Raw genomic sequence first — 12,559 nt, 5'->3', positions numbered from 1 at the left:
CTGACAGACGCCTTTCCAAAACAAATGTAGTTATGAATGTAACGAAGTCTGAAAACTAAACACTCATCCTCATCACTTCATTATAAGCGTCTAACGCCTTATTTCTTAATTGAACCAAAAGCTGAACGGACATAGTCGCTTTTTGTGATGCAATTACAATATTATGTAAATCATCAGATTGACCGGTAGCCAGCTTGTAAATCTCATCTTGAACAGCATAGTCCGTTTCTTTTACATTGTTCACCGCATCTTGAAAAAAAGACTGAAAAGGAAGCTGTGCTTTATCGGCTAAGGCAGTTTTTCCAACTGCCTCCAAATCCAATGAACCAATCGGCTGAATCGGTGTAATTATCATTATGGTTTATCTCCCCATCTCCAAAGCTTTCGTAGCCATATTTTTCACAGCATTAAACGCTGTAAGATTCGCCTCATAGGCGCGGGTTGCCGCCATCATGTCTATTGTTTCTTTTACCGGGTCTACATTTGGCATCATTACATACCCTTCGGCATTTGCATCCGGATGGGTTGGGTCGTATACCGGAGTAAAAGCGCTGGTATCTTCTGCTACCTGAGTTACCTGTACCCCTTGTGCAGCCTGAAGCTGGTCGCTAAAAATACGACGAAAACGAGTTCGGTCTTCGCCTTGTGCCTGTAACACGACCATTTTTCTGCGGTAGGTACCGCCATTTTCAGTACGTGTATTGTTTGCATTTGCAATATTTTCTGAAATAACATCCATTCGAAAGCTTTCCGCCGTTAAAGCAGAAGCACTAATATTCAAAGAACTTAAAAACGCCATAATAATATATAGTCCTTTCTGTTTTTAGCTTCTGCCCTCTGTAATTACATAACGAAGCCTTGAAAAATAATCGGAAAGTTCTCGCATTGAATACATGTAGTTAAACTGTGTTCGGGTTAATTCCGTGTTTTGCTGAATGACATCGACATTGTTGCCATCCATCCTTTGAGACAATGCTTGTGAAACTGTAATTTGAGGCTGCGTGTTTTCGATCGCTCGTGTCCGTTCTGATCGCTTCTGCTGAGAAGATAAGCTCTTTTCCAGTTCTTCTTCAAAGCTTACCTCCTTGCTTTTATACCCAGGAGTCTCCCAGTTTGTTAAATTACTGGAAATAGCCTGCTGCCGCGTCCAAAGCCCTTCCAAATCCTTTGTTAAGAGGGTTATGGGAACACTATTCAGCCAATCCATCTTTCATCTCTCACTTTCCAAATCATTTTTTATCAACAAATAAAAAATTTAAATTTTCAGGAAAACAAATTGAGTCTTATCTGACTTTCTTTTTTGTATAAACTGTTAAGTTTTTGTGACTGGATTTAAACTAATTATATACATCAAATCGACAATAGTCAACTTATTTCTGCAAACTTTATCCTATTTATACTACATTATTTTCCTTTCAAATGAACTGTTAAAACAATATCTATTAATGTATAGAAAAAGGAAAAAATAACCACTCTTATTGCCGTGTTTAATCATACACCATTTTGTTTATAAAAATACGCTGAAAACAAATTAAAAATAATATTATAAGTTCCAGAAAAAGCCACTAAACTGTTATGTATTTGTGCCGATATTATTTGTATGAGGTGAGTAATATGAGAATTGAGAATCAAGGATACGTGTCTAACACAGCGAAAAGCAGCTATGTAAATAAAGCGGCACAAAGCAGTGAGCTGAATCAGCAGCAATCAAACGGAGCAAAGCTAGATAAAATTTCTGCTCCGGCAAGGCGCGACACCATTGAGATTTCTCAGCGCTCGCAGGCAGAGCGCCCCACCCTTGTGCAGGCAAAGGAGCAAATTGTAAATAGCTTGCACCAGGAAAAAAGCGAAGAGTTTTTAGAGGAACTTAAAGCTAGAATCGAAGCCGGCGAATACAATATAGATTCTTTAGAGCTGGCTGGTCTTTTGCTTGACCATAGCATTTGACTAGTTTGCTTTCCTTTCCCATTTGCAGCTTTTTAGCCGCAATCCCTATATATAGAAGGAGCGATCAGATGAACCGGCAATTATCGTGGGAGTTTGTTGACTTCCTAAATCGTTATCTGGCACTGTTTCAGGAATTCTTTGTTTTAGAAACACAGAAATACCAAGACATTGCCCAAGGGCAAATTGATAAGATAAATGAACACGTAAAAGCAGAAGAGGTATTCATGCTTCGTTCAAAAGGAATGGAAGCGGAACGCGAACGCTTAATGAAACGTGCAGATTTTCCAGAGGCAACCTTTCGCGAGCTCCTTCCCCACTTTGACCCAGAAGTAAAAGACGAAGCAGAAGAGCTTTTCGAAAAACTATCTAATATAACTATGGAACTAAAAGAAATGAATTTGCGCTGTAATTATTTAACGGAGCTACGACTTCGCAAGGTAGATGCGGCGTTAAAAAAGATAAATAAGCAGCCGGAACTGCAAAAAAAATATGACGCAAAGGCCAAGGAAGAGACGAAATCCAGCGGCTTTATCTCAAAAAAAGTTTAAGGAGCGCAAAAATATGGCATCTAGTTTTTCTTCTTATTATGTGGCGCGTAGCGGAATTCAAAATGCACAATACAATCTGAGGATTACCGGTCAGAATATGGCTAACGCTTCTAACAGCACTACAAGTGGCTATACCCGGCAGCGTTTAGACTCTTATGCGGTTGGTTCCTCCGGCAGCAACATGCGGTATGCAAACTCATCGGACTTAGCAATTGGAGGAGGAGTAGAATCCAAAGGAGTTTCGCAGCTTCGCGACCCGTACCTCGATGTTCGCTATCGCCTGGAAAGCGGTAAAGTAACGCAATCTGCTACCGAGGCTAATACTCTGGGCAATGTTGAAGACCTATTCGATGAAATCAATAAAAATGGCATCAACAGCCAAATCACCGATTTAATCAAGCAATTAAATACATTGGCAGGCTCCCCTGCTGACACAAACTTAGAAACCGTTGTAAAAAACTCTGCGCTTCTTCTTACGCAGGCTTTTCACAATGCTTCAACCCAGCTTTCGCAGGTTCGCAAGCAGGAGACAGATTCTTTTCTAAGTTCTGGAGTAGATTCAGCAAACAGCTTGCTAAAAAACATTGCACAGCTAAACCGCGAAATTAAAAGCTGCGACATTTCGCAGGTTCCCGCTTTGGAGCTGCGCGATCAACGCAACATGCTTTTGGACGAGCTTAGCCAGCAGTTTAACATTCGAATTTCGAGCAACTCAGTTTCCATTGGCGCAGGAAGAACGGTAGAAGAAATGCAGGTTCACCTGGTGAGCGGTAATCAAACGATTCAATTGATTGACAATGACCAATACGTACAGTTTGAGGCAGCTCAAAACAAAGATAATATTGAATATTACGGCGATGACGAAGATGGAAATTCTCAAGTGTACAAAACAAAGGAATTGAACGTTTCTGTGTACATGCGTGGGTTTAATGGAGAGCTCGTTAAAAATACTGACGGCTCTTCTCATGTATTTAATGATAATTTAACGAGTGGCGTATTTGGCGGTTATTTATCGATGCTAAATGACAACGGTGAATACGACGCACATGCGGGCGGAAAGGTTTTGATCGGAGACCCAGCGGTAGAAGTGACTGCCAGTTCGCTGTCTACCACCACCCGGGGCATTGGTTACTATGAGAAAATACTTGACCAGTTTGCTCAGGACTTATCAAAAACTTTAAACGATGTAAATTCAGTAACGACTACCATTACAGACCCGGATGACCCAACAAAAACAAAAACAGTTAAATCAGAAAAACCACTATTCTCATCTAGCGACGGTGCAGGTAAACCAATTACTGCCGCTAACATTGCCATTTCAGATGAATGGAGCAAGGCAACCGGCAATTACATTACTGCATCAAAAGAAGAAACGCTGGAAGGCGTGAATAATGAGAGCAGCGGCAAAAACATTCTTTACATGGTTCTCCAATTCCAAAAAGAGAGAACCTTTTCAACGGATGATGGCATTTCTCTGTTTACTTCATCCATGAACTCTTTTGTTTCAAAAGTATCTACCACACTTGGTCTCGATATTAAAACTGCGTTGAATGCAAACGACACGTATGTTTCGAACCTAAATGCTATTAGCACCCAGAGGGCATCTATTTCTTCCGTTGATTTAAACGAAGAAGGAATTAATCTGGTTATGTACAACCAGGCACTTACGGCCTCATCCCGCTTTATGACCACAATGGATGAAGCGATGGATACTATCATTAACAAAATGGGTATTGTTGGCCGCTAATTTTAAATCGAACGGAGGGTAACGCAACATGAGAATTACCATGGGCATGATTGCCGGTCAATATTCCAAAAACCTAAACACGTCGCTAAGCAATTTTAATCTTGCAGCTAGAAAGGCAACGAATTTTCGCAGCTTTGAAAAAACCTCTGAAAATCCGTTCGATGCAACTAAACTCTATCGGCTTCGCAGAGAATCAGCCGAAAATGAAACCTACCAAGATACTTTGGGAGATGTAGAAAGCCAATTGATGACCGCCCAAAGTGCAATGCAGTCTATTTACAGTATTGTGAGCAGTGCGGAGAGCGGCGATGTAATACAGGCAATTACGGGCACCATGTCGGAAAGTGACCGTAAAATTATAGCGGATAAAATGCAGCAGATGCAGCAAGCTTTCCTCTCTCCTTTGAATACCAAATTTGCAGAAAAGTACTTATTTGGCGGAACGGAAATGACCGATGCGCCTTTTACTGTGGGCAAAAGCGGAGAATTGCTGTACCGTGGCATTAATGTAAATAACGGTAAGCTGGAGAATGGCCCAACTGCTAACTTTAACGGAACACTCATTGAGTTTGGCGGTACGGAATTTACTGATAAAAGCACTTCTCCCCCAACTACCTATACGCTTAAGGATGGTGCCGTTTTAAAGGTAGCTGATGGTGGTGCAGGTAGCGATACGAACATTGCTATTTCGGACCAATATATTACAATAAAAGCTGACCTTTCAAAATATAAAACGAATCAGGATTTACTGAATCTAATCAAAGGATACGATGATATTGATTTTTCAAACATTCGCATCACTGGTGATATGAACCGTTCCATCGCTATTCCAAATGGTACTGGATACGAAGAACTCGTTGCAACTCCATTGGTCAGCTCCATTGGCGAGGATGGCCTGAAATCTCTTGCTAATGAAGAGGTGCTGGTCAATTTGGGAATGGGTTTGAAAACAACATCAGATGCAGGCAGTACTACTATCAACTCGCAAAGTGCGTTTAATTCCGCGATTCCTGGCCTCTCTTTTATGGGCTATGGGCAATCGGAATCCGGAGTATCTAATAACTTGTTTACTCTTATGGGGCAAATTGCAGACCAACTAAAAAGTGACAGCTTTTCGATGGAGAGCATACAGCCTTATTTGGATCAATTTGGAAAACAAGCAGATGCGCTGCTTGGTAAAATTACGGAATCCGGTTCAAAATCTAACTTTTTAAGCACGATGAAAACAAACTTGGTTGCTATGGGAGATGCGTTGCTAGAGCGCTCGCAAGACATTGAATATTTAGACCCCGGCGACGCGATGATGGACTATTACATGCAGCAGTACGCTTACAATGCAGCACTTTCTATGGGAACAAAAATCCTCAGTAAATCTTTTATTGACTATATGAGCTGACAGGAGTAAACAGATATGGAAACGAATCAGGAATCGCGTAATGTGATTACCTTTCCCGAGGGCTTATTGGGCTTTGAGGAAATTCATGAATACCGATTGTTCCATGAGGATGAAGAAAATGTGCTTTGGAGCCTTACGGCCGCCAACGAAGACCAGATTCCTTCCTTTATTGTGATGGACCCCTTTACAATTTTCGAAGAATATAACCCTCATATCTCCCCAAAAGACTTAGAACAGTTGGGTAACCCTCAGCCAGAAGATTTATGCTTTTTGGTAATTGCGGTGATTCGCACCCCTCTCTCTGACTCCGTAGTGAATTTAAAAGCCCCCATCGTAATTAACATCGCTACTCAATTTGCAAAGCAGGTTATTTTAGAGGATGTGGCATATCCTTTGCGCTACCGGCTTTTTGATAGTCTCTAATGAAAGGAAGGGAACTGATTTGCTGGTAATTAGCAGAAAAGAAGCAGAATCCATCCTCATTGGCGACCAAATTGAAATTCGCATCTCTGAAATTAGCGGCGACCGCGTCAAGCTGGCTATTAGTGCGCCGAAAGAGATTCGTATTACTCGTAAAGAACTGCTGGAGACAGCCTCCATCAACCGCGAAGCGGGAGAACGACTGCAAGAGCAAACTCTAAACGAGTTGAAAGGCTTATTAAAGAAAAAATAAATTTTTCTTGCGAAAAGGTACTAAACTTTTCTTATATCACACCGAAATATAGATTAGAACCAAAACAAAAACGGTTCGCAGTCCTTTTGGTATCTTCTTCCACCGGCAGGGCCCGCCTTGTGGGAGTGGTGCATAAATAAACAGGCTAGGGCATGGACGCCCTTTCCCTATACCGCAGGGTTTCACCTGTGGAATAAAACAAAATTCAGGAGGAAAAAATTATGCGTATTCAACACAACATTTCTGCGATTAACGCAAACAGACAGCTCGGCATCAACAACAACAGTGTTTCCAAGAACTTGGAGAAGCTCTCTTCCGGTTATAAAATCAACCGTGCAGGCGATGACGCTGCTGGTCTTGCTATTTCTGAGAAAATGCGTTCCCAGATTCGTGGCCTCGACCAGGCTTCCAGCAATGCGAACGACGGTATCTCTTTGGTACAGACCGCTGAGGGTGCTCTGAACGAGACACAGTCCATTCTTCAAAGAATGAAAGAGTTGGCTACCCAGTCCTCCAACGGTACCTACCAGAATGATGTTGACCGTGAGAACATCGGTAAGGAAGTTGAAGCTCTGAAGAGCGAAATCGACAGAATTTCTACCTCTACCAACTTTAACAAAATCAATCTGTTGGATGGATCTTTGAGTGCTAAGGGTGCCGCTTCTGCATCTGCAATTGGTAAGGTTGAGGGCGCAGCAACTGGCGATGTAGCTGCTGTAGCAGGTGTTTATGCCTCTTCTGCTGCTCTTCAGGGTGGCGCAAAAGCCGGAGAATCTATGAGTTTCAGCATTGGTCTGGACAATGGAAAATCTTATACCACTAATTTCACGGTGGTTCAAGATCAAACTGGTACAACAGGTAAGTTGATTGACGCCAACGGCAAAGAGTATGGAACTGTTGCCGATGTTACTGCGGGCGTAACCGCCGGAGAAGCTTCCAAGGCTATTGTTGAAGCTTTGAAAGGAACTGGCTTGGCTAATGAATTCAATATTGCAGCACCCAGTGATATTATTACTTTAACTGCAAAAACTGCAGGAACTAGTGCACCAAAAGTTGTTTCTGTTGCTGAAGTTAACAACGGCACTGCAGAATCTCTTAGTGTAAACAATTCCACTGTGGCCACTGATGCTGGTATTTCTATTGCAAATGGCGAAGTAAGTGCTTATGATGGTACATCTGCAACTAAAGCTGAAGATGCAACATTCAGCATTAACGGCAAGAAGTTTGCATTGGTTACCGCTGGTACTGTTGATGCTTCTGTATTTGGAAAAGATGTAACTGTTTTAACAGGCGCAGATCTTGAACATGCAAATTTAAGTCTAATAGAGAAGCAGACTGGTTTAACGATGAAGGCAGAGACTGGAAAAGGTATTCAGTTGTTCGCTGGCACTGCTACTTCTGAATCTGGCGCATTGAAACTACAGATTGGTGCTTCAGCTTCTAAAGACCAGCAGGTTTCTTTGAGCATTGGCGATATGAGTTCCAAAGGTCTTGGCATCAATGGCATCAGCGTAGCGACTCAGGATGATGCTCTGGAATCCATCCAGACAATTGAAGATGCGATCAACCAGGTATCTGGTACTCGTGCTGACTTGGGTGCTTTGCAGAACCGCCTTGAGCACACCGTGAACAACTTGGGTGTGACCAGTGAGAACCTGACCAGTGCCGAGAGCCGCGTACGCGACGTCGACATGGCGAAGGAAATGATGGAGATGACTAAGAACAACGTTCTTACTCAGGCTGCTCAGTCCATGCTGGCTCAGGCCAATCAGCAGCCCCAGAACGTTCTCAAGCTCCTCCAGTAATTTATAATTTTCTTATTGAACTTGATTTAGCTACCCAGCAATGGGGTTGGATAAGGCAGACAGCGAAAGCTGTCTGCCTTATCTTTTTTTATTCATGCACCCGTCCAATGCAAAGCATATACTATTTAATATGCTTAAAAACTATTCACTTAAATATGATAAATTGATAGAAAAAAGAAGCGCATAAGAGCAGCTACCCCTCATACACTCCTTATTCACATTGTGCTTGATTTCTTCCATTTTGCTTGGCTAAATACAGCTTTTTGTCTGCACGTTCTACTAGCATTGCTGGCACCTGATTGGTTTGCGGCTGCATAGTCGCGGTTCCTAGACTAATCGTATGCGCACAAAGATTTTGCTCGCCCACAGCTGAAAACAGCATATCCCCTACACTGGTAACTAGTTTTTTCCCAATCGCTCTTGCTCTCGGAGCATCCAGACCCGGAAGAAGCACGGCAAATTCGTCGCCGCCATAGCGGTAAATAAAATCGGTTACGTGCTGAAGATCCTGCTTGAGCGTTTGCGCCACCGTTTGCAGCATGAAATCTCCGTGGCGATGCCCATAAGTATCGTTATATTCTTTAAACTTATCTACATCCAGCATCATCATGCTCAACCAGCTTTGCTCCCTCACCGCTCGATTCCATTCGTATTGAAGCTGTATATCAAATGCACGCCTATTTGGGATTTTTGTTAAGCCGTCCATTAAACTTAGCTGTTCAATCATTCGTATTTGCTCAATAATATGTATTTGAGTATCCACTCTGGCTAATACAATCGCATTTCTAAACGGGCGTTTAATATAGTCTACGGCCCCTAATAAAAAGCCCTTTTCTTCATCCTCGTCACTTTCAAGTCCAGTAATAATAATGACTGGAATATTGCGCGTATGTTCCAATTGCTTTAGCTCTTTTAAAACATTAAAGCCATTTGCCTCCGGCAGTATAATATCTAGTAAAATCAGGTGTGGTTTGAATGTTGCTATTTTCTCCATTGCATTTTGTACGGTGGATGCAGTTTCTACGGCATACTTTTCTTGAAGTATTTTTCTTAGCAGCGTCTGATTAAATAAACTATCTTCAATAATTAAGATTTTATATTTTTCAATACACTCATCAATCACTATACTTCTCCTCCGCACTTTTTCATTTCCAATACATATTTATTGGAATCAATGCCTTATCTTACCATATTGTAGCAGAAATGAGGGGGCTTCACAAGGAATCTTTCTTATTTTTATAGAAATTATCTTCCTATTATCCTGAAGATAATTCGCTCTTTTCTTTAGCCACACCCTTAAAGGTTGTACAGTATATGTGTCCACCATACAAAAAATCACATATGATGGTATGTACCTTTTTATTAAGAAGGTAACTTTATAGTAAATGAGGGTAGAGTGAATGGCATGTTATGAACCCGAAATGAGAATATATAAAAGCTGCGACCCTTGCTGCTCATGCGAGCCTGTATGCTGTTGTAACCTAATTGGTCCCACAGGTCCAACGGGTCCCACAGGCCCTTCTGGTGGCCCAACTGGTCCCACAGGCCCCACGGGTCCTACTGGCCCGACCGGAGCAATTGGTTTTACCGGTGCAACCGGTCCTACCGGCCCAACAGGTCCCACAGGCCCAACCGGAGCAATTGGTCTAACCGGTCCCACTGGAGCAACCGGAGCTACTGGTGCAACAGGTCCCACAGGCCCAACTGGCCCAACCGGAGCAATTGGTCTAACCGGACCCACCGGAGCAACCGGAGCAACCGGAGCTACTGGTGCAACAGGTCCCACAGGTCCCACAGGCCCAACCGGAGCGGATGGTCTAATCGGCCCAACTGGTCCCACAGGCCCAACAGGGGCAATTGGTGCTACTGGCCCAACAGGGGCAATTGGTGCTACTGGCCCAACTGGTCCCACAGGCCCAACCGGAGCGGATGGTCTAATCGGTCCAACGGGTCCCACAGGCCCGACCGGAGCAATTGGTGCTACTGGCGCGACTGGCCCCACAGGCCCAACCGGAGCAGATGGTCTAATCGGTCCAACGGGTCCCACAGGCCCGACAGGAGCAATTGGTGCTACTGGCGCGACCGGCCCCACAGGCCCAACCGGAGCAGATGGTCTAATCGGCCCAACGGGTCCTACAGGTCCAACCGGTGCTGTTGGCGTAACTGGTCCTACTGGACCTACAGGCCCCACAGGCCCAACCGGTCCTACCGGTCCAGCTGCCGCACTTGCTGGCTTGCTGGTTCAGCTTCAGGGAAGCAGTGGAGACACGGTAGCAGATAATAGCGATGTGATATTTGATACGATAATCAATGCTCCATCGGCAGGTATCACCTATGTTGGCGGAATATTCACCATCCAGCAGCCGGGCAATTACCTTATCAATTGGTGGGTAAATACAGATGGCGCAGGTGCACAACCTGTTGTAAACTTTGGAATTCGTGTATTAAGCGGCAGTATTTTCCCATCTGTCTTTTCCAGCTCGCCGTCTCCAGTAACCACATTACAGCTGACTGGTAGTGTTCTGTTAACCGTTACGGGATCCCCCACTACTTTCTCGCTATTCAACAACTCTGGAGCAACAGTAAACTATGGCACATCACCAGTACAGGCAAACCTTACCATTACAGGCCTTAACACGTAATACAATCTCGTTTTAAAAAAGCCTCCGAATTCTTTCGGAGGCTTCTCGTTTATTCTTCCTGAGGCGTCACATACATGGTGTGGTAATTATCGTATATTACCATGCCGGGTTTTGCTCCAGCTGGCTTGTGCACATGGCGTACCTGTGTGTAATCCACCGGAACCTGAGAAGAAGACTTCCCTTTACTGTGCAGTGCAGCCAAGCGTGCTGCATCCAAGAGCGCAGCTTCTGTGGGAGCCCTTCCATCTGTAATTAAAATCGTATGTGAACCTGGAATGTTTTTGGTGTGAAACCAAATATCGTTATTGTTCGCCAGCTTCAGCGTTAAGCGGTCGTTCTGTTTGTTGTTCCGGCCGACCAAAACCTGAAAACCGTCTGAAACGGTAAATTCCAGTGGCGCCGCTGCTGCTGCAGGCTTTTGCTTACCACCTTTTGGTGTTTTTAAATAGCCCTGTTCTTGCAGCTCCTGACGAACCTCCATTAAATCTCGCTCTGTTACCGCACGGCTTAACTCCTCTAGAACTGAATCTAAATAAAGCAGCTCATGCTGGGCGTGGGCAATCTGCTCTGTAAGCTTCTCTTCTGCTGTGCGAGCTTTGCGGTAATCTTTATAGTATTTCTGTGCATTTTGAGCTGGAGTTAATCGAGGGTCTAACCGAATGCGTATTTTAGGCAGAGATTCTTCGTAGTAGTTTTCCAATTCAACGCTAGACAGGCCGGATTCAATTTGATACAGATTTGCATTGAGCAAATCGCCGCAAATTCGCAGATGCTCGCGTTCTGCACATTGCACCAGTTCCGCCCGCTGTGCATTGATTTTTCTGCTGAGACGGTCTGATATTGTAGTCAAGTGGCGTAACAGATCCTGCTCACGAACTCTCATACGGTCAATGTGATCTCGTTCCTCATAGAAAGCATCCAGCAATTCAGAAGAGCTACTGTATTCTCGTACCACTGCACTGGTACCATATTGCTCTGGGCGCAAAAAAGTAAAGTCCAGCGGCTTTTTATCTGACCCAAGCACAAGGTGCGGCGTACCAGAGCACTGCTCTACCTCTTGCTTCAAGCGGCCTAAAAAGAACTCTAACCGCTCCCCGTGTGTATCTGTCATTTGGTGAAGCAATAGCTGCTCCCCCCTACCTACCCTGTGCTGTATTTCACGGCACACAATCGGTGACACTCCTTGCAAAACGGAGAGGAGCGCCTTTGAGAGCTCCATCTCTTTTGACTGCAATTGCAATGCTGCTATTACCTGCTTTGGTTCAACTTCCAGTAAGCACAATTTCCCCTGAGCAGGAGGAAGTTCGTACCGAAGTCCCGGAAGCACAAGGCGTTCAGAGGTCATTTCGGGGTCTACTCTTTTAAGCGCATCTACAATGCGACCGTCTTCATCTACTAAAATAATGTTGCTGTAACGCCCCATAATCTCTGTTACTACCGTAAGGCGTACGAAATCTCCCAGTTCATTAACTGCATCGAAATCCAAAAACAAGAGTCTTTCTAGCTGCGGCTGACGAATTTGCACAAGTTTCGCTCCAGAGAGTCGTTTCCGCATGAGCATGCAAAGCATGGGTGGCTGTTTTGGATTTTCCGGTACAAACTTTGTAAAATGGATTCGTGCACTATTCGCACGTGCTGAGATTAAAAGCTTAAATTGCTCTGCACGGGTACGAAGAACAAAGACCATTTCTTCCCGGTTGGGCTGGTATATCTTTTCAACCCTTGCACCCTGTGCCGATTGCTCTAATTCCTGCGATATATGTCTTAAAAAAGCTCCGTCTAAAGCCATTGGGGCACCCCC

General features: G+C 44.0%; 13 protein-coding genes. 8 read left to right on the top strand and 5 right to left on the bottom strand.

Translation table 11 applies throughout. The features are described 5' to 3' along the window. Positions 1-55: 55 nt before the first annotated feature. Genes fliE through flgB form a run of 3 tightly spaced genes read right to left on the bottom strand, consistent with a single transcriptional unit; the run spans position 56 to position 1,207 of the window. Positions 56-355 carry a flagellar hook-basal body complex protein FliE gene (gene fliE / locus E7L17_RS02605; protein ID WP_316321717.1) on the bottom strand — a complete coding sequence of 100 codons (300 nt, stop codon included), beginning with the start codon at positions 353-355 and terminating at the stop codon, positions 56-58. A 6-nt stretch (positions 356-361) separates the two neighbouring features. Next, positions 362-799, bottom strand: a complete 438-nt coding sequence (flgC, locus tag E7L17_RS02600) for a flagellar basal body rod protein FlgC (RefSeq protein WP_316321716.1) — start codon at positions 797-799, stop codon at positions 362-364. Positions 800-823: 24 nt separating this feature from the next. Then, positions 824-1,207 (bottom strand): flagellar basal body rod protein FlgB, encoded by a 384-nt coding sequence (gene flgB, locus E7L17_RS02595; RefSeq protein ID WP_316321715.1) that lies wholly within the window; start codon positions 1,205-1,207, stop codon positions 824-826. A 407-nt stretch (positions 1,208-1,614) separates the two neighbouring features. On the opposite strand from flgB, the gene E7L17_RS02590 reads away from it, so the two are divergent. The 7 genes from E7L17_RS02590 (at position 1,615) to E7L17_RS02560 (ending at position 8,116) form a co-directional block, all read left to right on the top strand. Then, positions 1,615-1,947: a flagellar biosynthesis anti-sigma factor FlgM gene (locus tag E7L17_RS02590; RefSeq protein ID WP_316321714.1), complete on the top strand. Its 333-nt coding sequence runs from the start codon at positions 1,615-1,617 to the stop codon at positions 1,945-1,947. Between the two features lie 68 nt (positions 1,948-2,015). Continuing rightward, a complete protein-coding gene (locus E7L17_RS02585; protein ID WP_316321713.1) occupies positions 2,016-2,495 on the top strand; it encodes a flagellar protein FlgN in 480 nt (159 codons plus the stop codon). A 13-nt stretch (positions 2,496-2,508) separates the two neighbouring features. Next, positions 2,509-4,242, top strand: coding sequence for a flagellar hook-associated protein FlgK (gene flgK, locus E7L17_RS02580; protein ID WP_316321712.1), 1,734 nt, complete (start codon positions 2,509-2,511; stop codon positions 4,240-4,242). A gap of 28 nt (positions 4,243-4,270) precedes the next feature. After that, positions 4,271-5,638, top strand: a complete 1,368-nt coding sequence (flgL, locus tag E7L17_RS02575; protein WP_316321711.1) for a flagellar hook-associated protein FlgL — start codon at positions 4,271-4,273, stop codon at positions 5,636-5,638. Positions 5,639-5,653: 15 nt separating this feature from the next. Then, positions 5,654-6,061, top strand: coding sequence for a flagellar assembly protein FliW (gene fliW / locus E7L17_RS02570; protein WP_316321710.1), 408 nt, complete (start codon positions 5,654-5,656; stop codon positions 6,059-6,061). A gap of 19 nt (positions 6,062-6,080) precedes the next feature. Then, complete coding sequence (locus E7L17_RS02565; RefSeq protein WP_316321709.1) at positions 6,081-6,311, top strand: carbon storage regulator; 231 nt, start codon at positions 6,081-6,083, stop codon at positions 6,309-6,311. 221 nt (positions 6,312-6,532) lie between these two features. Continuing rightward, complete coding sequence (locus tag E7L17_RS02560; RefSeq protein WP_316321708.1) at positions 6,533-8,116, top strand: flagellin; 1,584 nt, start codon at positions 6,533-6,535, stop codon at positions 8,114-8,116. A 211-nt stretch (positions 8,117-8,327) separates the two neighbouring features. Here E7L17_RS02560 and E7L17_RS02555 read toward each other — a convergent pair whose 3' ends face one another. Continuing rightward, positions 8,328-9,239 carry a diguanylate cyclase domain-containing protein gene (locus E7L17_RS02555; RefSeq protein WP_316321707.1) on the bottom strand — a complete coding sequence of 304 codons (912 nt, stop codon included), beginning with the start codon at positions 9,237-9,239 and terminating at the stop codon, positions 8,328-8,330. A 277-nt stretch (positions 9,240-9,516) separates the two neighbouring features. Here E7L17_RS02555 and E7L17_RS02550 point away from each other — a divergent pair, with 277 nt between their 5' ends. Further along, the gene (locus E7L17_RS02550; RefSeq protein ID WP_316321706.1) at positions 9,517-10,758 is read left to right on the top strand and encodes a hypothetical protein; all 1,242 of its coding nucleotides are present in this window, start codon (positions 9,517-9,519) and stop codon (positions 10,756-10,758) included. A gap of 49 nt (positions 10,759-10,807) precedes the next feature. On the opposite strand, the gene E7L17_RS02545 is transcribed toward E7L17_RS02550, so the two are convergent. Beyond that, complete coding sequence (locus E7L17_RS02545; protein ID WP_316321705.1) at positions 10,808-12,547, bottom strand: NFACT family protein; 1,740 nt, start codon at positions 12,545-12,547, stop codon at positions 10,808-10,810. Positions 12,548-12,559 lie beyond the last annotated feature (12 nt).

This window comes from Clostridium sp. (assembly GCF_032576335.1).
Classification (GTDB): Bacteria; Bacillota; Clostridia; order Oscillospirales; family Acutalibacteraceae; genus Faecalispora.
Note: the sequence above shows the minus strand (reverse complement) of the source record. Positions and strands in the feature narration are given on the sequence as shown.

Bases quoted from the DNA above. Each gene is read 5' to 3' on its own strand.
- E7L17_RS02590 (WP_316321714.1), top strand. From the start codon at position 1,615: ATGAGAATTGAGAATCAAGGATACGTGTCTAACACAGCGAAAAGCAGC.
- flgL (WP_316321711.1), top strand. From the start codon at position 4,271: ATGAGAATTACCATGGGCATGATTGCCGGTCAATATTCCAAAAACCTA.
- fliE (WP_316321717.1), bottom strand. From the start codon at position 355: ATGATAATTACACCGATTCAGCCGATTGGTTCATTGGATTTGGAGGCA.
- flgB (WP_316321715.1), bottom strand. From the start codon at position 1,207: ATGGATTGGCTGAATAGTGTTCCCATAACCCTCTTAACAAAGGATTTG.
- flgC (WP_316321716.1), bottom strand. From the start codon at position 799: ATGGCGTTTTTAAGTTCTTTGAATATTAGTGCTTCTGCTTTAACGGCG.
- fliW (WP_316321710.1), top strand. From the start codon at position 5,654: ATGGAAACGAATCAGGAATCGCGTAATGTGATTACCTTTCCCGAGGGC.
- E7L17_RS02545 (WP_316321705.1), bottom strand. From the start codon at position 12,547: ATGGCTTTAGACGGAGCTTTTTTAAGACATATATCGCAGGAATTAGAG.
- E7L17_RS02585 (WP_316321713.1), top strand. From the start codon at position 2,016: ATGAACCGGCAATTATCGTGGGAGTTTGTTGACTTCCTAAATCGTTAT.
- flgK (WP_316321712.1), top strand. From the start codon at position 2,509: ATGGCATCTAGTTTTTCTTCTTATTATGTGGCGCGTAGCGGAATTCAA.
- E7L17_RS02550 (WP_316321706.1), top strand. From the start codon at position 9,517: ATGGCATGTTATGAACCCGAAATGAGAATATATAAAAGCTGCGACCCT.
- E7L17_RS02560 (WP_316321708.1), top strand. From the start codon at position 6,533: ATGCGTATTCAACACAACATTTCTGCGATTAACGCAAACAGACAGCTC.